Here is a 22451-nt window from a genome sequence, read left to right on the forward strand (position 1 = left end):
GTTTAAAACAGGGTTTATACTTTGTTCAGAGCAAGAAAAAAATTGAGGGGAAATGGTATAATGCGTATAGCAATCAGTGGAGGCGGAACAGGTGGACATATTTATCCAGCCTTAGCTTTTATTAAAGAAGTAAAAAGACTGCATCCTGATGTGGAATTTTTATATATTGGTACTGAAAATGGACTTGAAAAGAAAATTGTAGAAAGAGAAAATATCCCTTTCAAGTCAATAGAGATTTCAGGTTTTAAAAGAAAGCTTTCCTTTGATAATGTAAAAACGGTGATGAAATTTCTAAAAGGCGTTCAAAAAAGCAAATCTTATTTAAAAGAATTTAAGCCAGATGCTGTCATTGGAACAGGCGGTTATGTGTGTGGCCCTGTCGTTTATGCGGCTTCTAAGCTGAAAATCCCGACCATTATTCACGAACAAAACAGCCTGCCTGGTATCACAAATAAGTTCCTTGCGAGATATGTTAATAAGGTAGCCATCTGCTTTGAAGAAGCAAAGGCACATTTTCCTTCTGAAAAGGTTGTTTTTACGGGAAACCCAAGAGCCTCTGAAGTCGTCTCTATAAAAGAGGGGAAATCTCTTAAAGAGTTTGGTCTAGATGAAAAGAAAAAAGCGGTTCTTATTTTTGGCGGGAGCAGAGGTGCAGCTCCGATCAATAGAGCAGTCATTGACATGCAAGATGAATTAAAGGCAAAGAACTACCAGCTTTTATATATTACTGGTGAGGTTCATTATGAAAAAGTGCTGAACGAACTAAAGGACAAAGGTGCAGCACCAAATATGATCACAAAGCCTTTCCTGCATCAAATGCCGGAGTATCTGAAATCGATTGATGTGATTGTGGCAAGAGCGGGAGCAACAACGATTGCTGAAGTGACAGCTCTTGGAATTCCAACAATTTTCATTCCGAGCCCATACGTGACGGCAAATCATCAGGAAATCAATGCTAGATCACTTGAAAAGCATGATGCTGCTATCGTTTTAAGAGAATCAGAGCTTTCTGGAGATCGCTTGCTGCATGCAATTGATGAAATTGCCGGTAATGAAGAGAAATTAAATCAAATGAGCCGTTTAACGAAAGAACTCGGAGTACCAGATGCGGCTACACGTTTATATAATGTGTTAAAAGAAATTACGACTACATGATTGAATGATATTAGGTAAGGCGGAGGGTAATATGGAGAACTTGAAGAATGAATTATTAGAAGCGCAAGTTGGTAAAGTGCTTGAAAATGAGCCGCTTGCAAATCATACGACAATGAAAATAGGCGGACCAGCAGATCTATTGATCATTCCAAAAGATGTCGACGCAGTCAAAACGATCATGGATCAGGTAAAAAAACATCATACTGATTGGACGGTCATTGGAAGAGGGTCTAATTTACTTGTACTTGATAAAGGAATACGTGGTGTAGTTCTAAAGTTAGGCGCTGGACTTGATCATTTAAATGTGAATGATGAAGAAATTACAGTTGGCGGCGGCTACTCTGTTGTACGTCTCGCAACGTCTCTTAGTAAGAAGGGCCTTTCAGGATTGGAATTCGCAGCTGGTATTCCAGGGTCTATCGGTGGCGCTGTTTATATGAACGCAGGGGCACATGGATCAGATATCAGCAACATTCTTGTGAAAGCTAGAATCTTATTTGAAGATGGAAGCATCGAGTGGGTAGCAAATGAGCAAATGAACTTTAGCTATCGAACCTCTGTACTTCAAAAAGAACGTCCGGGCATTGTCCTCGAAGCCGTGTTTAAGCTCAAACAGGATGATCGCGAGAAAATCACAAAGAAAATGCAGCAAAATAAAGACTATCGTAAGGAAACGCAACCTTATAATCGACCGTGTGCAGGCAGTATTTTTCGAAATCCGCTACCTGAATATGCAGGACAGCTTGTAGAAAAGGCGAATTTAAAAGGATACCAGATTGGCGGGGCAAGAATTTCTGATATGCATGGAAACTTTATTGTCAATGCTGGTGGCGCTACTGCTCAAGATGTGCTGGACTTAATTCAGTACATCCAAAAGAAAATTAAAGAAGACTACAATGTAGGTATGCATACAGAAGTAGAAATTATCGGTGAAGCAAATTAAAGCTAGTTTTTATGAATGATGGCATCGCAGGAAAACAAACGGCATTCTTTCATGCCGTTTGTTTTCTAATCAAAATGATGACCTAAAGGTGTGGACAAGCAGCTTTGAATGAGGTGAAGAGTATATATGCGGCCTGATCATGAAAATGAAAAGATCGTCAATATAGAAGAGCGAATTCCTAAAATTAAAGAACAAAGAAAGCAGAAAGCAAATCGGAGACTGATCTCTTTTATTCTGCTGTTTTTTATCATGGTTTTAATTGTTATTTATTTGCAAACACCAATCAGTAAAATTTCTTCTTTAACCATCACGGGTAACGAGCATGTATCAACAAAACAGCTTGTTAAACTTTCACAAATTAAAGAAGGCGAGACAGAGTTTTGGAACTTAAATAAAGATATGACAGCAGACCATATTAAACAAAATAAACTGATTAAAAGTGTCAGTATTAAAAAACATTTCCCGAATAAGGTCAGTATTGCTGTAAAAGAATATGCAAATATTGCTTATCTTCAAAAGGGAAATCTATATTATGAGCTTCTTGAAAATGGGACAGCTTTACCAGATGAAGTAACGCCGAATCATGCAGGACCTATTTTTGTCGATTGGGACAATAAAGAGAAACTGAAGCAAACAGTTAAATCTTTAAATCAGCTCCCAGCCTCTATTCAGGAACTCATCTCAGAAGTATATTATGTGCCGACAAGTTCAAACCAGTGGCTCGTTAAATTTTATATGAATGACGGGAACACCGTGATCGCATCAATTAAAACATTCGCCGATAAAATGAAAACCTATCCGGCTATTGTAAAAGAACTTTCGTCATCTGAGAAAGGCACGATTCATATGGAAGTCGCAACGTATTTTGAAGCTTTCAAATCTAAGAAAAAGGAAGATGAACGTTGAGAGGCAAAACAGTTATATTCTCAATTGTGATGCTTGTTCTTGGGTTTCTGATTTCTTTTTCATACCAATATACAAAGCAGCATCAGGCAGATGTCAATCGAACCGAACAATGGAAAAAAGAATACTCTTTGAAAAGTCAGCTGACAAAGCAAGAAAAGGCGAATCAGAAACTTGAAAAAGAACTATACAGCCTTCAATCAAAGGTTCAAGCGACAGAGTCCAGTTTGAAAAATGAAAAAGAGCAGTATTTTAATGTGTTGGAAGATGTTGAGAAATACAGAATGTTTACAGGGGAGATAGGTGTAAAGGGGAAAGGGGTAAAAGTATCTCTTGAAGATGCATCTTATATCCCGAGTGGACAAAATGTCAATAATTACATTGTTCATGAGAGCCACATTTTTCATGTGATAAACGAACTATTTATATCAGGGGCATCTGCTGTATCTATTAACGGACAAAGAATCACACACCAATCATACATACATTGTAATGGCCCAGTCGTCACAGTTGACGGAGTTCAGCATCCAGCGCCATTTGTCATTTCTGCTATTGGGGATCCTGCTGTGTTAATACCTGCTTTAAATATTGCTGGCGGGGTGGTTGATCAGCTGACAAGTGATCACATTTCAATGACGATTGAAAAAAAGGATATTCGTATGAATCCTCTTTTAAGAAACAAAGATTAAAAGTGAAAAGGTGAGTGGTGTTGAGGAAAAAGAAGCCTTTACTTAGTTTGACAGTCTTGATGGTGATATTTGGCATCATGGTCTCCATCCAATTTAACTCTTTACAAAAACCTAAAATTCGTGATACTCGCGATGTTTGGGAATTAAGAGAGGATTTATCTGCATCTAAAAGTAAAGAATTGGATTTACTAAAAGAAATTGATAAATATGATGAGATGCTGAAAAAGTATGATAATCAAGGAGATCAATCAAAAGAAGCACAATTAACAAAAACGCTAAAAGATTTAAAAGAAAAGGCTGGTTTTACAGAGGTAACGGGGGAAGGGATTGAAGTTGAAATTTCTCAGCTCTTTTCGAAGGAACTTACCGGAGAAGAAGTGAAAAATATCCCGCCTGATCTTTTGAAAAAGTTAATCAACGAAGCCAACATGTTTGGGGCAAAATATATTTCCATTAATGACCATCGGGTGATTAATACAAGTGTCATTCGAGATATTAATGGGACGACGAAAATGGATGGCTACAGCTTAGATAGTGATGCAGTTACCATTAAGATGATCAGCCAGCAGGCAGACAAATTATACAGCCGTTTAAATGTATCAGATATTGGCGATTTGTTCGCTCAGGAAAATTTCAGCTTGAGTATTAGCCAGCCGAAGAAAAAAATTCATTTAAAAGCATATGACGGTGCAATTCATTTAAACGAATTGAAGCCTCTTGAAGATGTAAAGGAGGGAAAATCTTAATGTGGCTTCCTGTACTTGGCTTAATCATAGGAGTTGCAATCGGTTTTTTAACAAATTTTACGATACCGAATGAGTATTCTAACTATCTTTCCCTCGCTGTACTTGCTGCTCTTGATACATTGATTGGTGGAATACGAGCACATCTGCAAGGGGCATACGATGAACTGGTGTTTGTATCAGGCTTCTTCTTTAATATTATACTCGCAATAAGTTTAGCTTTTCTGGGCGTCCATCTTGGTGTAGACTTGTATTTAGTCGGAATGTTTGCGTTCGGCGTTAGATTGTTTCAAAATATAGCAGTTATTCGAAGAATTTTACTAACAAAATGGACAATTTCTAGAGAAAAAAAGAAAAAAAGTGAGTCATAAAAAAGGATATACATATGATGTAACGAATATTTTCAGTAATCCTAATAAAAAATGTTGATTTTTTAAGTTTTGTTACACACTTGTAAAAACACATTCATTGTATTGTTGTTCAGCAAATAATAGAATAGAAAGTATTGATATGTGAGGAGGTGCCATAGAATGAACAACAATGAAATTTACGTCAGCCTTGACATCGGTACATCCAATATAAAAGTCATCGTCGGAGAAATGGCGGATGATTCGCTTAACATTATAGGTGTTGGAAATGTCCCTTCAGAGGGGTTAAAAAAAGGATCGATTGTTGATATAGATGAGACAGTTCATTCTATTAGACAAGCATTTGAACAGGCTGAGAGAATGGTAGGTTTTCCTTTACAAAAGGCGATTGTCGGAATGAACGGAAACCACATTCATATTCAGAATACGAGCGGCGTGGTCGCAGTATCTAGTGAAAACAAAGAAATACATGCTGAAGATGTGAGACGTGTCTTAGATGCTGCACAGGTAGTATCTATTCCTCAAGAACATCTCGTCGTAGACGTGATTCCGAGACAATTTATCGTCGACGGAAGGGATGAGATCACAGATCCGAAAAAAATGCTTGGTGTTCGGTTAGAGGTGGAAGGATCGTTAATTACAGGCTCTAAAACGATTCTACATAACTGGCTCCGATGTGTAGAGCGAGCTGGGATTGAAATTATGGATATTTGTTTGCAGCCACTCGCATCGGGCTCAGCAGCATTATCGAAAGATGAAAAAAATCTAGGAGTAGCTCTTGTCGATATTGGCGGCGGATCTACTACGATATCCGTATTTGAAAACGGGCATCTCTATTCTACTCACAGTATCCCTTTGGGCGGAGAGAACATTACAAAAGATTTGTCTATAGGATTGAGAACTTCCACTGAAGAAGCTGAACGAATCAAAAAACAATTTGGACATGCGTTCTATGATGAGGCATCGTCTGAGGAAACATTTGAAGTTTCCGTCATCGGTACCGATCAAAAACAGACGTATACACAACTTGAAGCGGCCAATATCATCGAAGCACGACTGGAAGAAATCCTGTTGTTTGTGGCAGAGGAATTAAGAAATATGGGTGTCCATGATTTGCCTGGCGGATTCGTTCTAACAGGTGGACAGGCAGCCATACCAGGTATCCTTTCTCTTGCACAAACGGTCTTACAAAACAATGTAAGAATTGCAAGTCCTAATTATATCGGGGTGAGAGAGCCCCAATATATGACAGGAGTGGGTCTGATCCATTTTGCTTATCGCAATGCAAAGATCCAGGGCAGACAGGTTGGGTTCCAAATGCCGGATGAGGCGTTTCATGAAGTAGGCGCGTCCATGGAGCCGGTTTCTGCTACATCACAAGTGAAAGAAGCTCAGCCAAGACCGAAAGTAAAACAAAAAGCACAACAAGAGACAAATAAAAAACCGGGCAAAATGAAAAAACTATTTAATATGTTCTGGGAATAGAATTAGATTTTCGACGGATTAGGAGGATTCAGCATGTTGGAGTTTGAAACAAATATAGACGGCCTAGCATCAATTAAAGTAATCGGAGTAGGTGGAGGCGGAAATAACGCTGTCAACCGAATGATCGAAAATGACGTACAAGGTGTCGATTTTATTGCAGTTAATACAGATGCACAGGCGTTAAATCTATCAAAAGCAGAAACAAAAATGCAAATCGGCGCTAAGCTGACAAGAGGGCTTGGAGCAGGTGCGAATCCTGAAGTCGGTAAAAAGGCAGCTGAGGAAAGCAAAGAACAAATTGAAGAAGTATTAAAAGGCGCTGACATGGTCTTTGTTACAGCTGGTATGGGCGGTGGAACTGGAACTGGTGCTGCACCTGTCATTGCAAAAATTGCAAAAGATTCTGGGGCATTGACAGTTGGTGTCGTCACTCGTCCTTTCACATTCGAAGGAAGAAAGCGTCAGCTTCAAGCAGTTGAAGGAATTGCTTCTATGAAAGAAGCAGTTGATACATTAATCGTGATTCCAAACGATCGATTGCTTGAAATTGTTGATAAAAACACGCCAATGCTTGAAGCATTCCGTGCAGCGGATAACGTGTTAAGACAAGGTGTTCAAGGAATTTCAGATTTAATTGCAACACCAGGTTTGATTAACCTTGACTTTGCTGACGTGAAAACAATCATGTCCAATAAAGGTTCAGCCCTTATGGGAATCGGTGTCGCAACAGGTGAAAACCGTGCCGCTGAAGCAGCGAAGAAAGCCATTTCTTCACCACTTCTTGAAACGGCGATTGACGGTGCACAAGGCGTCATCATGAATATTACGGGTGGTACAAACCTAAGTCTTTATGAGGTGCAAGAAGCAGCTGATATTGTTGCATCAGCATCTGATGAAGATGTAAACATGATTTTCGGATCTGTTATTAATGATAACTTGAAGGATGAAATTGTGGTGACAGTGATCGCAACTGGATTTATTGAGCAGGAGCCAGAAGTGACAAAATCACAAAGAAATCCATTAGGTCAAGGATTAAAGCAAAATCAATCCATTCCACAAAAGCGTGAAGTAAAACGCGAGGAACATCAGCAAACATCATCTCAGCCAAGGCAAAATACACAACAATCGAGCGATGATACGCTCGATATCCCAACGTTCTTGCGCAACCGCAACAAACGCTAATTGAGCATGGCTCATCCCCTTCCATTGGAAGGGGATTTTTTAATGCCTAAAAAGGATAAAGGGACCTGTTGTTCTTCTAATAAAAAAGTCTTGAACATGTAAGAAACACTCAATCCAACATATGTATTTTGACTTATGTGAATTAAGACAAAAGAATCATTTTTGATACCTGTTACAAAAAACGACAAAATGATGAACTTTATTTGACTACATTAAATAGAACACCATGTATCTTGTCATAAACAAAAAGGAAGGGGGAAGTGAGGACTACACGCTGCTTGACCATTTGAGGAGGAGGGATTTGATTGAAAGTGAAGTTTCACAAAACCGCCGGCTATCGTTTTATGAGTCTATTAGTGATGGGTACTTTAGCGATGACAAGCTTTGGGATGGTTCAGGCAAAATCGACTTCTACCTCATATCAGGAGGAAGCTGTTTCCTCTAAGACAACAAAAGCAAAGATTTCATCTAGATTAATGAAGCAGTTTCAACAGGAAGACAAGGTGACCTTTTTAGTCAAAATGAAGGAACAAACAAACGCGCAAAAAGTAGCGAAGGAAGCTGTGTCGAAAGCCAAAAAGCAGAAACTAACAGCTGCTAAAACGCAGTACACAAAAAGATCGGCTGTTGTATCTGAGCTAAGAGCAACGTCTGATGAGACACAACAAGCACTGCTTGCGTATTTACAAAAGGAAAAAAAGAAAAAGCTAGTGAAGGATATTCGTTCGTACTATATTGTGAATGGTCTAGCTGTGACGGGAACGAAAGAAGTCATGGAAAAGGTGGCTTCCTTTCCAGAAGTAGATCAAGTGCTGCCGAATGAAACACGTCAAATTCATCGTCCTGTTGATTTGAAGCGTTCTCAGCAGAAAAAACAAATCAAAGCAGTAGATGGAATCGAGTGGAATATTTCTCAGGTTCATGCCCCAGAAGCGTGGGCTTTAGGCTATGACGGTACTGGTACAGTTGTTGCAAGTATTGATACAGGTGTGGAATGGGATCACCCTGCTTTAAAAGAAAAATATCGCGGGTTTGATCCGGCTCGTCCGAATGAACCATCTCATGCATTCAATTGGTATGATGCAACGACAGGATCTGATTCACCTTACGATGACTTAGAGCATGGTACACATGTGACTGGAACAATGGTTGGTTCTGAGCCAGATGGAACGAATCAAATCGGGGTCGCACCAGGTGCAAAATGGATCGCAGTGAAAGCTTTCTCAGAAGATGGAGGAACAGATGCTGATCTGCTAGATGCAGGTGAGTGGATTTTGGCACCGAAGGATGAGAACGGAAACCCGCATCCAGAAAAAGCACCAGATGTCGTCAATAATTCTTGGGGAGGTGGGCCTGGGCTTGATGATTGGTATAAAGATGTGGTCAATGCTTGGAGAGCAGCAGACATCTTTCCAGAGTTTTCAGCTGGCAATACCGATTTATTTAATCCTGGGGGTGAGGGATCGATTGCAAATCCCGCAAACTACCAAGAAGCCTTTGCTACGGGTGCAACGGATCAAGACAATAAATTAGGATCTTTCTCACTGCAAGGTCCGTCTCCATATGGCGTTATGAAACCAGATATTGCTGCTCCAGGGGTAAACATTCGCTCTTCCATCCCAGGGAAAGGGTATGAGGATGGGTGGAATGGCACGTCGATGGCAGGTCCGCATGTTTCAGCCGTTGTTGCTCTTCTTCGCCAAGTACAATCAGATCTTTCTGTTGAAGAGATTGAGCAAATTCTCATTGATACAGCGAAGCCGCTGACAGACGAGCAATTTCCTGAATCGCCTAACAATGGCTATGGGGCAGGTTTAGTTGATGCGAGAGAGGCGATCACGGCATTAACCGACGGAATTGGCACGATTGAAGGCCAGGTCACCACAGAAGGGGAAGATACAGAACCGCCTGTTTTTTCTCATAAAGGACCGAACGAAATCTTTGCATCTACGCCAACGCCTCTGACCATCACAGCGGAAGATGAAGTAGCTGTGACAAATGTATCCTTGACTTACCAAGTGGATCACGGTGAATGGGAGACGCTGCAAGCAAGTCGTACGAATGGAAATCATTTAAAAGGAACCTATGTTGTCCAGCTTCCTGAACTTGAGGGCGAGAACGTCACGTATCGATGGATTGTGAAAGATTTTGGAGAAAATGAAACGGCATCAGAGCCGTACACCCTACCGGTTAAGACATCCGTCACCACGGGCTACTCGCAAGATTTTGAAGCATGGCCAAGTGGATGGTTCAGTGGTGGAATAAAAGATCCGTGGCAGTGGGGAAAACCGTCCACAGGTCCGAAACAAGCCTTTACTGGAGAACGTGTCTATGCCACAAACTTAGACAGTCCTTATGAAAATCAAATGGATGCCAATTTATCAATGCCGATGATTGCGGTACCAGAGTCAGGCTCCTCCTTTTTGCAATATCAATACTGGCATGATCTCGAAGCAAACTATGACTATGTGCATGTACATGTGCAGCCTGAGGGCGAAGATGCTGTTCAAGTGGCAGCCTATACAGGAAAAACAAATGCATGGACAGCAGGTGAAGTCGATTTATCTGCCTATAAAGGTCAAAAGGTGAGAGTGGTTTTTCAGCTGAGAACAGATGGCAGTGTCACAAAAGACGGCTTTTATTTAGATGATGTGAAAATAACAGATCAAGCATTGCCTCAAAAAGCAAAAAAACAACTTGGCGTGATCAAAAAGGAAAAGTCTACAACGCGAAATAAGAAATCAGTCAATCCGAAAAGTGCAACACCTGCTAAAGTAAAAGAAAAACATGTGCAGATGAAAAAGGAAAAAGGTCGAGATGTCCCGTCCATTCAAGCCCTTCCTATGAAGGCACAAATCAGTGTCCTTGAAAGCGGAAAATCAACGTACACTGATGAAGCGATAGGAAGATATCAGCTTTCTCATGGAGCAGGAGAATTCACAGTGAAAGCTGAAGCGTACGGCTTTGAATCACGCACCCAAAAAGTCAATATTTCCTCAAATGAAAAGGCAGAAGCGAATTTCTCCTTACAGCCACTTGAGAAACGAACGATATCCGGCACAGTTGTCAATGAAACAACGGGTGAAAAAGTAAAGGATGCCACTGTTTATCTTGTAGAGGATGCCAACATTGAGCCGGTGAAAACAGATGAATCCGGCGAGTTTTCTTTAGAGGCATTGAGCGGCGTTTATACAGTCAAAGTATTTGCGAAAGGTTTTAAAGGCTATTCTTTTACGGCGGATGTCACAGAAAAGCCGCTGGCAAAAGCGATCAAGCTTGAGCCTTTTATCGGCTTTGCTGGTGAAATTGGCTACGATGACGGGACAGCTGAAAATGCGCGGGCTTTCTATGATCCTGGCAATGGCTGGGCTGTGAAGTTTTCACTAGAAAAGGGAAAGAAACAAGCACAAGTCACAGGCGGACTTTTCCGTTTCTGGACATCAGAATGGCCAACTCCTGGCGGCAATGAATTTGCGGTTGAAGTGTATGACGCTTCCGGGAAAGACGGAGCACCAGGTGAGAAAATCGCAGGACCTTTGAAAGCGAATGCACTGCGTAATGGTGAATGGACAAAAGTAGATTTAGAAGATCAAGCAATCACTGTGGAGGGAGATTTTTATCTCGTCTACATTCAAACGAAAAAGAATACGGAATCTCCGGGGCTTGCAACAGATGAAGATGGGCCAAATACTGAAAGAAGCTGGCAGCTGACGAGCGGTGCCTTTTCTCCTTCTCCGAAAGAAGAGGGGAATTATATGATTCGTGCGCTTGTTAACTATGAAGCAGATGTGCCAGAAATTACATCTCCAAAGGCAGGAACCATCACAAATAAAGGTGAATTGGAGATTGAAGGCACAGCCTCTCCTGGGCTTGATGTAGCGATCTATCAAAACGACAAAGAGATCGCCAAAGTCAAAGCAGATCAGTCGGGCACCTTCAAAGAGAAGATCACTGTTTCAAGCGGAGAGCATATCATCACGGCAGCGACTGTCACGGATAAAGGCGCAACGAAACCATCCAAGCCGGTAAAGGTGATCATTGATCAAACAGCACCAACTTTGACCATTGATACACCGAAAAAAGGCGAAAAATCAAATAGAGAATCGCTCACTGTGGAAGGAAAAGTAACGGACGATCATCTTGATCAAGTCACAGTGAATGGAAAGAAAGCGACAGTAAAAGATGGGAAGTATTCCGCCAGAGTGCTGCTTGAGAACGGGAAGAATACGATAAAAGTGACAGCAAAGGATGCAGCAGGAAACAAAACGACTAGAACAGTCGACATTGATGTTCAATACGAGGCACCTGACATTTCTGAGCTGACTCCAGCAGAGGATGTCCATTTATCATCGGGAGAATCTGTTAAAATTTCATTTAAAAGCAGGGAAAAGCTAGAGGCAACCTTTGTCATTCACATGCCGCTGACAAACGCTGGATCAAAGCTTCAAAATATAGCAGAGCTGCCGATTCGCGAAGTAGCCAAGGGAACATATGAAGGCTACTGGACGGCTACATCTACCGCAAAAGCAAAAGGCGCGGTCATTGAAGTCATTGTGCGAGATGATTATGGAAATGTCACAAGACAAAAGGCTTCTGGCACATTAAACATCAACGAGAAGTAATCCTCAGCAAAAGACACGACTCTTTGGAGCGTGTCTTTTTTGTATCGAACAAGCGCTTGAAAACTTGTCCAAGACACCGCTCTCTTGTCCCGCCCTCTCATTCCTCGACAAAAACAATAACAATCCACCAAAAGTTCTCTATCATCCCCAACAAGAATTGACAGACTTCCATCTCATGACTGTTTTATACTGGTACAAACAAGTGCAAGTACTGCTTTTGATTCTTTGTTTCAGATGAAAGGAGCAGAAGGTGGTCATTTATTTAGATGTGATTTGGCTGTTAAACTTTTGTTTTGATCTATTGCTTCTCTTACTCACTGCATTTATTCTCAAACGACAAGTGAAAAAAAGGCGATATATGTTAGGAGCTCTGATTGGATCGAGCATTGTTCTCTTGCTCTTTACACCATTTGCAATGTTTGTGTCACACCCTTTAGGCAAACTACTTTTTTCTGTCTTGATCGTGCTTGCAACCTTTGGTTTTCAAAGATTTCGTTCCTTTTTTCAAAACCTGTTTGCTTTTTACTTTGTCACATTTTTGATGGGAGGAGGCATGATCGGGGTTCATTCGTTTTTGCAAACAAATACAGTCATTCAAGATGGACTGCTTATTTCACAAAACGATGGCTTTGGCGATCCCATTAGCTGGCTTTTCGTTTTAACCGGCTTTCCTGCCATTTGGCTGTTTTCAAAGAAAAGATTAGGAGAGGTTGGTGCGAAAAAAAGACAGTTTGATGAACAAGTGCTTGTGGAGATACACATTCATGGAGAGACCATCCGCTTAAATGGACTCGTTGATTCTGGCAACCAGCTGTATGATCCTATGACGAAAACACCTGTTATGATCGTCCAGCTTGATCAGTTAACGTCTATTTGCGGAGAGCCATTTATAGAACTAATGAAACAGTCTCATCCTGTTGAAGTGATGCAAAAGCTTGATGATCGGTTTCCACTGCTTGATCGTTTAAGACTTGTTCCATATCGTGCCGTCGGTCATGATCATGGGTTTCTACTATGCTTGAAACCAGATACGGTCGTCATTTATTCAAAAACGCATATGATCCAGCCAGCCAAGTGTTTTGTTGGAATGAGCCTAAGCGGTTTATCAGCAGATCAGGAATTTCAATCCATCATTCATCCAGATATGTTAGACGGGAAAATTATACAAGGGGTGTCGTAGTTTTTTGGTCATGTCTTTTATCTTACGAGGTCAACTTGACATTTAGAAGGGAGAAGAAGATGAAAAAATTAAAATTTAAACTCACTTACTACTGGTATAAACTCCTCATGAAGCTAGGTCTAAAGAGTGATGAAATTTATTATATTGGTGGAAGTGAAGCGCTGCCGCCTCCATTATCCAAGGATGAAGAACAGGAACTACTTGTCAAATTACCGAAGGGTGATCAAACCGCAAGAGCCATCCTTATCGAAAGAAACTTGCGATTAGTGGTTTATATCGCAAGGAAATTTGAGAACACAGGCATTAATATTGAGGATTTAATTAGTATTGGAACCATTGGTCTGATCAAGGCAGTCAATACATTTAATCCAGAAAAAAAGATCAAGCTTGCGACATATGCTTCAAGATGTATTGAAAATGAGATTTTGATGTACCTGCGCCGAAATAATAAAATCCGTTCAGAAGTATCGTTTGACGAGCCGCTCAACATTGATTGGGACGGAAATGAACTGCTTTTATCAGATGTCCTTGGAACAGATGATGATATTATCACCCGAGATATTGAAGCAAATGTAGATAAAAAATTACTGAAAAAAGCGCTAGAACAATTAAACGATCGTGAAAAACAGATTATGGAACTCAGATTCGGCTTAGTCGGCGGTGAGGAAAAAACCCAGAAAGATGTCGCTGATATGCTGGGGATTTCCCAGTCATATATTTCAAGGCTGGAAAAAAGAATTATTAAACGATTACAAAAAGAATTTAACAAAATGGTCTAAAAATTTTTTTTGAAAGCTCTGTCCTTACGCTGCCAAAGGAATTAACCTATTTTTACATGTTTCTCGTCATAGCTCGTGCATATTTTTCCATCCCAAGGAGATACTGAACTTTGTACAACAGCTCCTGTAGGGAGGGAAAAAAGTGTCCAGAAATAAAGTGGAAATCTGCGGAGTCGACACCTCCAAACTGCCAGTTCTGAAAAACGAAGAGATGAGGAAATTGTTCAGACAGTTGCAAGATGAGGGTGACGATACAGCAAGAGAAAAGCTAGTCAATGGCAATTTGCGGTTGGTTTTAAGTGTGATTCAGCGTTTTAACAACAGAGGCGAGTATGTGGATGATCTCTTCCAAGTAGGCTGTATCGGATTAATGAAATCGATTGATAATTTTGATTTAAGCCACAATGTCAGATTTTCAACTTATGCGGTCCCTATGATCATAGGAGAAATCCGTCGATACTTGCGTGATAACAATCCGATTCGGGTGTCTCGTTCACTAAGAGATATTGCTTACAAGGCACTTCAGGTCCGTGAGAGGCTAATTAGTGAGACAAGCAAGGAACCAACGGCAGAAGACATTGCCAAAGTGCTAGAAGTTCCTCATGAGGAAATTGTCTTTGCCCTAGATGCGATTCAAGATCCTGTTTCTTTGTTTGAACCGATCTATAATGACGGAGGAGATCCGATTTATGTCATGGATCAAATTAGTGATGATCGGAACAAAGACACACAATGGGTGGAAGAATTGGCCTTAAAAGAGGGAATGCGTAGATTGAATGATCGAGAAAAAATGATTCTTCGCAAACGCTTCTTCCAAGGTAAAACGCAAATGGAAGTCGCTGAAGAAATCGGGATTTCTCAAGCACAAGTATCAAGGCTTGAAAAAGCAGCCATCAAACAAATGAATAAGAACATTTTTTAAAGCCGCCACTTGATGTGCGGCTTTATTCATTCTTCTTAGAGAACACGCCTTTAGTATTGACTCGGTTATTCTTTTCATTTAATCTGTTTTTAACAAATGTTATTTCATATATCATTTGTTAGGGAACACAGAAGCGGAAAGAAGGGTTATTATGACATTCCATGATGAAAGAAGGCTGCTCATTAAGGTTGCGCATATGTATTATGAAGAAGGCGCCACCCAATCTAAAATTGCAGAAGCTGTTGGGGTTAGCCGTTCGCTCATATCGAAATATTTGGCAAAAGCACGTGAAGCAGGAATCGTGGAAATCATTATTCATGATGAAGTCAATCAACAATACGGGTCGTTAGAAAGAAAAATAGAGCGAAAATACGGGCTGCGAGAAGTCGTATGTGTTGAATCTCTCAGTCAAGAGACAACAAAAAGCCGAATCGGCGCTGCGGCTGCGGGTTTTTTATTAAAAGTGATGAAGGATGGACAAGTCATCGGTTTTTCCTCAGGGACAACTTTGCATGAAATGGCGAAAGTGCTTACGTCTGTTCAGCACTATCCATCCGTGACATTTGTTCCGCTTGTCGGAGGTGTTGGGAATGAGGATGTTGATATCCATGCCAACTATATTATTGCGAGATGTACAGAGGCACTCAAATCAAAATGTGAGTTTTTACATGTCCCTGTCATGCTTGATACGAAAGAAGCGAAGGAAGTGCTGATTAGACAGCCGTCGATCAAAAAAGTCATTGAATTAGGAGAATCATCAAATATTGCTGTTGTAGGGATTGGCGGGGTTCCGCAGCATTCAACGATGGTGAAATCTTACATGACAAGCGGCGAGGAGGATATACTTCAAGCGAAGGATGTAGCGGGTGACATTTGTTATAACTTTATTGATCGTAAAGGAGAAGTGTATCCTCATCCATGGAACGACCGGGTGATGGGAATAAGCCCGCAAAAGTTGAAAGAAATCCCGCTGGTCATAGGTGTCGCTGGAGGAGAAGAAAAGATTGAAGCGATAAGGGCAGCATTAGAAGGTGGATTAATTCATGTATTAATTACGGATGAACGAACAGGAGATGCCTTATTAAAGTAACTACCTAATATGATTAGGTAGTTTCAGCGTGTAGACAAACCCTCACATTCGTTGTCAGGTCTGCGTGCCGGTGCTCACGAATGTCAAATTCGCTCCGCTCCGGTACTCGTTCTTCCTAGACTTCAAAGGTTTTCTATCACGCTGAAAAGAAGACAAAGGGCTAAAATAAATATCATTTTAGCCCTTTGTCAACAATCTGTAACTACCTAATATGATTAGGTAGTTTTTTTTGAGTCTTTAGACTCAAAAAGATTGAAAATTTTATCGATTTTAGCTTGACACAAAGTTGACACATCATATAAACTAAGTTCATAACAAATGATAAATAAAATAACAAATGTTACAATAATAAGATTTTTGTTAATTTTTATAACATTTGTTAAAAGTTTCAGATTATTTTTCTAGCAATCTATTGTGAAGCAAGAAAACCTGAAAGGATGATTTAGATGTCAATTTATCAACAGTTATTAGCACGAGAACGCAGTGGAGATCCGATCAAAGTAGGAATTATTGGAGCTGGTCAAATGGGTTTTGGACTCATTTCACAAATTTCTAACATTCCAGGGATGATTGTAGCAGGTGTTTGTGATATTCACCTTGATGCAGCAGAGAAGGCAGCAAATTTTTACAAGCAGCATGCGAAGTCTCATCAAATGGTTGTCACAAATGATTATAGAGAAGTGATTCAATCAGATTTCGTGGAAGTTGTTGTGGATGCAACAGGAGTTCCAGAGGTCGGAGCAAACATTTCTTTGGAAGCGCTTAATTCAAAAAAACATCTTGTTCTTTTAAATGTAGAAGTCGATATTACAATCGGTTTGGTCATGCATAAATTATTCACGAACGCAGGGCTTGTTTACTCAGGATCAGCTGGAGACGAACCAGCAGCAACACTAGAATTATATGAATTTGCGAAAACAATGGGGCTTGAGGTGCTGGTTGCTGGGAAAGGCAAAAACAACCCGTTCTTCCCAGAAGCAAATCCAGATACGTGTAAAGCAGAAGCAGATAGTAAACATATGAGTGCACATATGCTGGCGGCGTTCCAGGACGGAACAAAAACAATGGCAGAAATGAACTTATTGAGTAATGCGACAGGTCTTTTGCCAGATAAAGTGGGCATGCACGGAGTCGAAGCGAATTTAGACAATGTAGCAGATAAATTGAATCAAAAACAGCAAGGCGGCGTGCTGGATAACTTCGGAGTTGTTGAATATGTAAATGGACTTGCACCAGGCGTATTTGTCATCGTCAAGAGTGAGCTTGAGCCAGTAGATGAAGAGCTTCGCTACTTAAAAGTTGGAAAAGGCCCACACTATACGCTTTATCGTCCTTTCCACTTAGCGAGTCTTGAAACACCAGTCACCATCGCAAAAGCAGTCTTACAGCATGATTCATCCATCCACCCAATTGGTGTACCAGTGTCAGAAACAGTGGCTGTTGCGAAGAGAGATATTAAAGCAGGAGAAACACTTGACGGAATTGGTGGATACTCCGTAAGAGGTGTCCTTGAAACGCATCAAGACATGAAAACGAATGGTCACATTCCAATTGGCTTAATCAGCGGAAAAGTAGTAGCGAAAAAAGACATCAAATTAGGACAATTCCTATCTCATGATGATGTAGAACTTGATTCAAACACAACGGTCTGGAAGCTGCGTTCATTACAAGATCACTTATTTCAATCATAAGGGCGTGAGGCTATGGAAAAATTAGCAATCGTACTTTGTATCATTCTCATTGTGCAGTATGGTTTATCGTTTATTCAAATCAAGTACTACCGCAAAAGCATGGACTCACTTATTGATGACTACAAAGGGAAACAAGGCTATCACTTGTTTTCAGGAATGGAGCGGCGCAAAGTTGGTCCTGGGGCCATTGCGCTCATCATTGTCGATGAATCATATATCATTCAAAAATGTCATGTGCTTGGCGGAGTCTCGATCTTATCTAAATTTAAGGAATGTCCTTCATTTGAAGGAAAACATGTAGGGGCTGTGCTAGACGAGCACCATATGATGAAACAAACATTGAAAAAACGCAAAAAAGGACCAGCTGTCATGCAAGCACTCTCTATGGCAGCTGAACAGGCACTTGTCTCGATTTCGAAGAAAAATATAACAAATGTGAACTAAAGAAAGGGGAGATGAAACATGGAATGGATTCAATGGTTTGGAGAGCACTTTATCGGAATGTTTGAAGCCGGCGGAAAGCAATTCATGGGTCTTGTTACAGGTATCGTTCCAACGCTTGTTGTGCTACTTACTTTCACATATGCTGTTATGAAGTTTATTGGAGAAGAGAGAGTGAATAGAGCGATCCAATTTGCAGCAAAATATACCATTTTGCGCTACACGTTAATGCCGATTTTATCCGTTCTTATTTTGACAAACCCAATGGCTTATACGTTTGGCCGCTTCTTACCTGAAAAACAAAAACCAGCATTCTATGATTCAGCTGTTTCATTTGTTCATCCGGTGACATCACTATTCCCGTATGCCAATGCAGGAGAACTATTTGTCTACTTAGGAATTGCGAACGGGATTAAAGAAGCTGGATATTCAATGTCAGAGCTTGCTGTTCGTTACTTCTTAGTCGGGATTGTGGTCATTTTACTTCGCGGAATCATTACTGAATGGATCACAAAATACTTAGCAGGAAAAATGAAAGCGAATTCACAATAGGGGAGGGTTAGACATGACAAACCACAAAGTATTTGTAGCAAAAGGTGCTGGCGGATGGGGAAAAGGCTTAGAGCTTGAACCAACTGGTAAAAGAAGAAAGGTTGTTTCCATTACAGGGGGAGGCATTCACCCAGTTGCACGTAAAATTGCAGAAATGACAGGGACAGAAGCATGTGATGGCTTTAAAAACTCGATACCAGAAGATGAAATGATGTGTGTTGTCATTGACTGCGGAGGAACCGCGCGAATCGGACTTTACCCAATGAAGCGCATTCCAACTGTAGACGTTTTGGCATCCTCTCCTTCTGGACCGCTTGCAAAACATATTACAGAGGATATCTTCGTATCAGGCGTAACGGAAAAAGATATTTCCTTTGCGGAAGCATCTGATGGTGAAGCGAAAGCAGAAGGTCAAGAAAGCAGTGAGTCGATTGACAAAGAGAATTTCAAAGAAACCTATTCAAAGCTAAAAGAAGAAAATATCGAGCGTCAGGAAAAAGGCAATTTCCTTATGAGATTCTCAAGAGGAATCGGGAAAGTAACCGGCACGTTCTACCAGGCTGGCCGTGATTCTGTTGATATGCTTTTGAAAAACATTATTCCATTCATGGCATTTGTCAGTATGTTAATTGGAATTATCAATTATACAAAAATCGGTGATCTGATTGCCCATTTTCTATCACCTTTGGCAGGATCTCTATGGGGGCTCTTACTGCTCGTTGTGGTCTGTACACTGCCATTCCTATCACCTGTCTTAGGACCGGGTGCAGTTATTGCACAAGTCATCGGTGTTCTGATTGGTAGTCAAATTGCACTAGGTAACATTCCGCCTCAATTTGCACTTCCTGCACTATTTGCCATCAACGGTCAAGTAGGGTGTGACTTCATCCCAGTTGGGCTATCGCTTGGTGAAGCGAAGCCGGAAACGGTACAATATGGGGTGCCAGCTGTTTTGTACAGCCGTCTCATTACAGGGGTTTTATCTGTTGTGATCGCATACGTTGCCAGCTTCGGTATGTATTAAACGTATTAAAGGAGGAATCGAGATACATGGTAACACAATCTGTCGTAAAAGAAATTGGGATCTTAGTCCCGCAGTTTAAAGAAGATAAGCTGATTGTTTTATTTGGACCCGCAGCGCCGCAGGAATTAAGAGATATGTCTGTCATTCACGAGTTCGAACATTTAGAAGAAGAGCCGCTGAAACTAGGCGGAACCATTCAAGTGGGCGATCAAACTTATACGATCACAGCACTCGGCAATAAAGCAAATGACAACTTTAAAGAGCTCGGCCATATTTCGATCTACTTCCAAGAGCCGTTTGATGATGTATTACCGGGAGCTGTCTTTGCATCCCCGCACACGTTTCCTGATATAAAAGAAGGCGTCCGAATTGAAATTTCGTAACCATGCAGAAAAGCTGTTCCTAAAAAGGAGCGGCTTTTTTATGTGAGGTTTACCGAAAGGAGCATTTACGATATGCTGTAAACATTCATTATTTGTATATTCAGAATTTTTACTCAGGAGGAATTGATGGTGTCGCTTGACTTGAAGGATGTTTCTTTAAAACGAAATGGAAAATGGCTGCTGCGTTCTGTTGACTGGCAGGTGAAAAAGCAGGAACACTGGGTGCTTTATGGATTAAATGGTGCGGGGAAAACCGCTTTATTAAATATGCTGTGCTCGTATTATTTTCCAACGTCAGGTGAGATGACGGTATTAGGGCATGTCTTTGGCAAGGAGGCTCTTGGTGAAAAGCTACGGAAGAAAATTGGACTCATCTCTGCAGGTCTTGAAAAGAAGCTGCACAGAGAGGACAATGCATTTGAAATTGTCCTTAGCGGAGCATTTGCTTCTATCGGGCTTTATGAAACACCAACAGATGATATGAGAGAGAAAGCGATTGACCTATTAAAAGCGTTCGGATCATTCAAATATGCCAATCGCACATATGAAACCCTCTCACAAGGAGAGAAACAAAAAGTACTGATTGCAAGGGCTTTAATGAATGATCCGAAGCTGCTGATTTTAGATGAACCTGTGACGGGCCTTGATTTTTTAGCAAGAGAACAAGTGCTGGAGACGATCTCATTCATTGCATCGAAGCCTGATGCGCCCACTTTGCTTTATACGACCCATCATGCAGAAGAGATTCTGCCGGTTTTTCACCACACCCTATTATTAAAAGAAGGGGCAGTTTTTCATAAAGGGGAGACAAAGCAAATGATGACAACCGACTTGCTATCTTCCTTCTTTGAATGTGCGGTGGATGTCATGTGGAGAAATGGCCGTCCGCACTTAAGTAAATTGTAGATAAAAGAAACTATTGGTCTGCGTCCCTGCTTTTCCATCATACATATTATAGTAGAAAACGAAAGGCGGGGAAGGAAAGATGATCAGTATTTCTGAATTCCAAATCAAGGATGTCGTCGATGTATCCAGCGGGAAAAAACTAGGCACCATTGGGGACATTGATATTAATGTCACGAGCGGTAAAATACAAGCGATTATCATTGGCGGCACAGGTAAAATGATGGGATTTTTCGGAAAAGAAGAGGAAATGATCGTTCCATGGCGAAATATAGTAAAAATTGGCGAAGATGTAATACTTGTCCGATTGTCTTCTTAATTCGTATATCTCCTCAATGAATATCTCAATTTTTCCTTAAAACGAGCTCTCCATTCTCAGCAAACAATGTCTTTTTCGGGTAAAAAGATTACGTTTTCATATCAATTTGAAAAAAAACCTGTAGAAAGGGCACATTTGAGTGTAATATTTAATGAATCCCACTAACTGTCTATGCATGTCTTGTGGTAAAATAGGAGCGATATAAAGAGAGATGAATGAAAGGTGGGAGGCAGCTTTGACACACAAATATGGCCCCTTTCAGCAGAAATCACCTTATGCAATGACCATTCATGATTGGACGAACATGACATGTTCTGGTAAAGAGGTATTGGCCGGATTTACAACAAAAAATGGCGGCTTCAGTCTTTCTCCATATCAATCACTGAACACTGGACTCCATGTAGGAGATGATGCTTCTAGTGTCCAAATGAATCGTCAAGTCATAGCAGATGCTACTGCTGTGCCGCTCTCTGAATGGGTGTTTGCTGACCAAACACACGAGGATCGCATAATGAAAGTCACTAAGGAGCAAAGAGGAAGAGGAAGTCTTCATTATCATGAGGCACTGCCTGGAACAGATGGCTTATATACCTCTGAATCTAACACGATGCTCGCTCTTTGTTTCGCTGACTGTGTTCCGCTTTATTTTCTAGCTCCGCAAAATGAACTGATTGGAACGGCTCATGCCGGCTGGAAAGGAACCGTCAAACAAATTGGCGCAAAGATGGTTGATGTATGGGTTAGCCAAGAAGGTGCCGAGGCTGATCAAATACAAGTCGTCATTGGACCATCAATTGGCAGCTGCTGCTACATAGTAGATGATGTTGTCATGGATCAAGTGAAAAAGCTTCCTTTTTCAACAGAGGATGTGTATTCCGAGATTTCACAAGGACAATATAAAATTGACTTGAAAATATTAAACAAAAACGTATTGCTTCATGCAGGAATAAAAGAAGAAAATATACATGTCAGTTCGATGTGCACAAGCTGCAGCGATCAGCTTTTCTTCTCACACCGGCGTGATCAAGGGAAAACAGGACGTATGATGTCTTTTGTCGGGTTTAAGGAGGCATAAGT

At 40.8% G+C, this 22451-nt stretch carries 21 protein-coding genes; all 21 read left to right on the plus strand.

The window, feature by feature from the left end:
• The first annotated feature begins 60 nt into the window (after positions 1 to 60).
• The 21 genes from murG (at position 61) to pgeF (ending at position 22449) form a co-directional block, all read left to right on the plus strand.
• Positions 61 to 1155 (plus strand): undecaprenyldiphospho-muramoylpentapeptide beta-N-acetylglucosaminyltransferase, encoded by a 1095-nt coding sequence (gene murG / locus ACSLGF_RS00255; RefSeq protein ID WP_456001355.1) that lies wholly within the window; start codon positions 61 to 63, stop codon positions 1153 to 1155.
• A gap of 31 nt (positions 1156 to 1186) precedes the next feature.
• The gene (murB, locus tag ACSLGF_RS00260) at positions 1187 to 2098 is read left to right on the plus strand and encodes a UDP-N-acetylmuramate dehydrogenase (protein ID WP_456001357.1); all 912 of its coding nucleotides are present in this window, start codon (positions 1187 to 1189) and stop codon (positions 2096 to 2098) included.
• Between the two features lie 126 nt (positions 2099 to 2224).
• Positions 2225 to 3004, plus strand: coding sequence for a cell division protein FtsQ/DivIB (locus ACSLGF_RS00265; RefSeq protein WP_099725942.1), 780 nt, complete (start codon positions 2225 to 2227; stop codon positions 3002 to 3004).
• Positions 3001 to 3690: a DUF881 domain-containing protein gene (locus ACSLGF_RS00270; protein WP_099725941.1), complete on the plus strand. Its 690-nt coding sequence runs from the start codon at positions 3001 to 3003 to the stop codon at positions 3688 to 3690. The genes ACSLGF_RS00265 and ACSLGF_RS00270 overlap by 4 nt, the downstream gene beginning before the upstream one ends.
• A 20-nt stretch (positions 3691 to 3710) precedes the next feature.
• Positions 3711 to 4436: a DUF881 domain-containing protein gene (locus ACSLGF_RS00275; protein WP_456001359.1), complete on the plus strand. Its 726-nt coding sequence runs from the start codon at positions 3711 to 3713 to the stop codon at positions 4434 to 4436.
• Positions 4436 to 4804: a small basic family protein gene (locus tag ACSLGF_RS00280; RefSeq protein WP_003210988.1), complete on the plus strand. Its 369-nt coding sequence runs from the start codon at positions 4436 to 4438 to the stop codon at positions 4802 to 4804. Before ACSLGF_RS00275 ends, ACSLGF_RS00280 begins: the two co-directional genes overlap by 1 nt.
• 159 nt (positions 4805 to 4963) lie before the next feature.
• Positions 4964 to 6286 (plus strand): cell division protein FtsA, encoded by a 1323-nt coding sequence (gene ftsA, locus ACSLGF_RS00285; protein ID WP_456001361.1) that lies wholly within the window; start codon positions 4964 to 4966, stop codon positions 6284 to 6286.
• Between the two features lie 33 nt (positions 6287 to 6319).
• Positions 6320 to 7468, plus strand: a complete 1149-nt coding sequence (ftsZ, locus tag ACSLGF_RS00290; RefSeq protein WP_034317972.1) for a cell division protein FtsZ — start codon at positions 6320 to 6322, stop codon at positions 7466 to 7468.
• Positions 7469 to 7773: 305 nt separating this feature from the next.
• Positions 7774 to 12090 (plus strand): S8 family serine peptidase, encoded by a 4317-nt coding sequence (locus tag ACSLGF_RS00295; RefSeq protein ID WP_456001363.1) that lies wholly within the window; start codon positions 7774 to 7776, stop codon positions 12088 to 12090.
• A gap of 250 nt (positions 12091 to 12340) precedes the next feature.
• Positions 12341 to 13270, plus strand: coding sequence for a sigma-E processing peptidase SpoIIGA (gene spoIIGA, locus ACSLGF_RS00300; RefSeq protein WP_099725937.1), 930 nt, complete (start codon positions 12341 to 12343; stop codon positions 13268 to 13270).
• A 59-nt stretch (positions 13271 to 13329) separates the two neighbouring features.
• Positions 13330 to 14049, plus strand: a complete 720-nt coding sequence (gene sigE / locus ACSLGF_RS00305) for an RNA polymerase sporulation sigma factor SigE (protein WP_007499746.1) — start codon at positions 13330 to 13332, stop codon at positions 14047 to 14049.
• 142 nt (positions 14050 to 14191) lie between these two features.
• Positions 14192 to 14971 (plus strand): RNA polymerase sporulation sigma factor SigG, encoded by a 780-nt coding sequence (sigG, locus tag ACSLGF_RS00310; RefSeq protein ID WP_024424250.1) that lies wholly within the window; start codon positions 14192 to 14194, stop codon positions 14969 to 14971.
• A 151-nt stretch (positions 14972 to 15122) separates the two neighbouring features.
• Positions 15123 to 16061, plus strand: a complete 939-nt coding sequence (locus tag ACSLGF_RS00315; protein WP_456001366.1) for a sugar-binding transcriptional regulator — start codon at positions 15123 to 15125, stop codon at positions 16059 to 16061.
• Positions 16062 to 16507: 446 nt separating this feature from the next.
• Complete coding sequence (locus ACSLGF_RS00320) at positions 16508 to 17752, plus strand: NAD(P)H-dependent oxidoreductase (RefSeq protein WP_456001368.1); 1245 nt, start codon at positions 16508 to 16510, stop codon at positions 17750 to 17752.
• A 12-nt stretch (positions 17753 to 17764) separates the two neighbouring features.
• Entirely contained in the window at positions 17765 to 18196 is a 432-nt protein-coding gene (locus ACSLGF_RS00325; protein ID WP_456001370.1) for a transcriptional regulator GutM, read from the plus strand.
• Positions 18197 to 18214: 18 nt separating this feature from the next.
• Complete coding sequence (gene srlA, locus ACSLGF_RS00330) at positions 18215 to 18745, plus strand: PTS glucitol/sorbitol transporter subunit IIC (protein WP_003210918.1); 531 nt, start codon at positions 18215 to 18217, stop codon at positions 18743 to 18745.
• A 13-nt stretch (positions 18746 to 18758) separates the two neighbouring features.
• Positions 18759 to 19769, plus strand: a complete 1011-nt coding sequence (srlE, locus tag ACSLGF_RS00335; protein ID WP_456001372.1) for a PTS glucitol/sorbitol transporter subunit IIB — start codon at positions 18759 to 18761, stop codon at positions 19767 to 19769.
• Between the two features lie 26 nt (positions 19770 to 19795).
• Positions 19796 to 20152, plus strand: a complete 357-nt coding sequence (locus tag ACSLGF_RS00340; RefSeq protein ID WP_007499733.1) for a PTS glucitol/sorbitol transporter subunit IIA — start codon at positions 19796 to 19798, stop codon at positions 20150 to 20152.
• Positions 20153 to 20281: 129 nt separating this feature from the next.
• A complete protein-coding gene (locus tag ACSLGF_RS00345; RefSeq protein WP_456001374.1) occupies positions 20282 to 21058 on the plus strand; it encodes an ABC transporter ATP-binding protein in 777 nt (258 codons plus the stop codon).
• A gap of 79 nt (positions 21059 to 21137) precedes the next feature.
• Positions 21138 to 21374, plus strand: coding sequence for a YlmC/YmxH family sporulation protein (locus ACSLGF_RS00350; RefSeq protein WP_008344958.1), 237 nt, complete (start codon positions 21138 to 21140; stop codon positions 21372 to 21374).
• Positions 21375 to 21585: 211 nt separating this feature from the next.
• The gene (pgeF, locus tag ACSLGF_RS00355; protein WP_456001376.1) at positions 21586 to 22449 is read left to right on the plus strand and encodes a peptidoglycan editing factor PgeF; all 864 of its coding nucleotides are present in this window, start codon (positions 21586 to 21588) and stop codon (positions 22447 to 22449) included.
• The last annotated feature ends 2 nt before the right edge of the window (positions 22450 to 22451 follow it).

Source organism: Bacillus sp. A015, from assembly GCF_053851875.1.

Bases quoted from the DNA above. Each gene is read 5' to 3' on its own strand.
- srlE (WP_456001372.1), top strand. From the start codon at position 18,759: ATGACAAACCACAAAGTATTTGTAGCAAAAGGTGCTGGCGGATGGGGA.
- ACSLGF_RS00265 (WP_099725942.1), top strand. From the start codon at position 2,225: ATGCGGCCTGATCATGAAAATGAAAAGATCGTCAATATAGAAGAGCGA.
- ACSLGF_RS00315 (WP_456001366.1), top strand. From the start codon at position 15,123: ATGACATTCCATGATGAAAGAAGGCTGCTCATTAAGGTTGCGCATATG.
- ftsA (WP_456001361.1), top strand. From the start codon at position 4,964: ATGAACAACAATGAAATTTACGTCAGCCTTGACATCGGTACATCCAAT.
- ACSLGF_RS00320 (WP_456001368.1), top strand. From the start codon at position 16,508: ATGTCAATTTATCAACAGTTATTAGCACGAGAACGCAGTGGAGATCCG.
- murG (WP_456001355.1), top strand. From the start codon at position 61: ATGCGTATAGCAATCAGTGGAGGCGGAACAGGTGGACATATTTATCCA.
- ACSLGF_RS00350 (WP_008344958.1), top strand. From the start codon at position 21,138: ATGATCAGTATTTCTGAATTCCAAATCAAGGATGTCGTCGATGTATCC.
- ftsZ (WP_034317972.1), top strand. From the start codon at position 6,320: ATGTTGGAGTTTGAAACAAATATAGACGGCCTAGCATCAATTAAAGTA.
- srlA (WP_003210918.1), top strand. From the start codon at position 18,215: ATGGAATGGATTCAATGGTTTGGAGAGCACTTTATCGGAATGTTTGAA.
- ACSLGF_RS00325 (WP_456001370.1), top strand. From the start codon at position 17,765: ATGGAAAAATTAGCAATCGTACTTTGTATCATTCTCATTGTGCAGTAT.
- murB (WP_456001357.1), top strand. From the start codon at position 1,187: ATGGAGAACTTGAAGAATGAATTATTAGAAGCGCAAGTTGGTAAAGTG.
- ACSLGF_RS00280 (WP_003210988.1), top strand. From the start codon at position 4,436: ATGTGGCTTCCTGTACTTGGCTTAATCATAGGAGTTGCAATCGGTTTT.
- ACSLGF_RS00340 (WP_007499733.1), top strand. From the start codon at position 19,796: ATGGTAACACAATCTGTCGTAAAAGAAATTGGGATCTTAGTCCCGCAG.
- pgeF (WP_456001376.1), top strand. From the start codon at position 21,586: ATGAATGAAAGGTGGGAGGCAGCTTTGACACACAAATATGGCCCCTTT.
- sigE (WP_007499746.1), top strand. From the start codon at position 13,330: ATGAAAAAATTAAAATTTAAACTCACTTACTACTGGTATAAACTCCTC.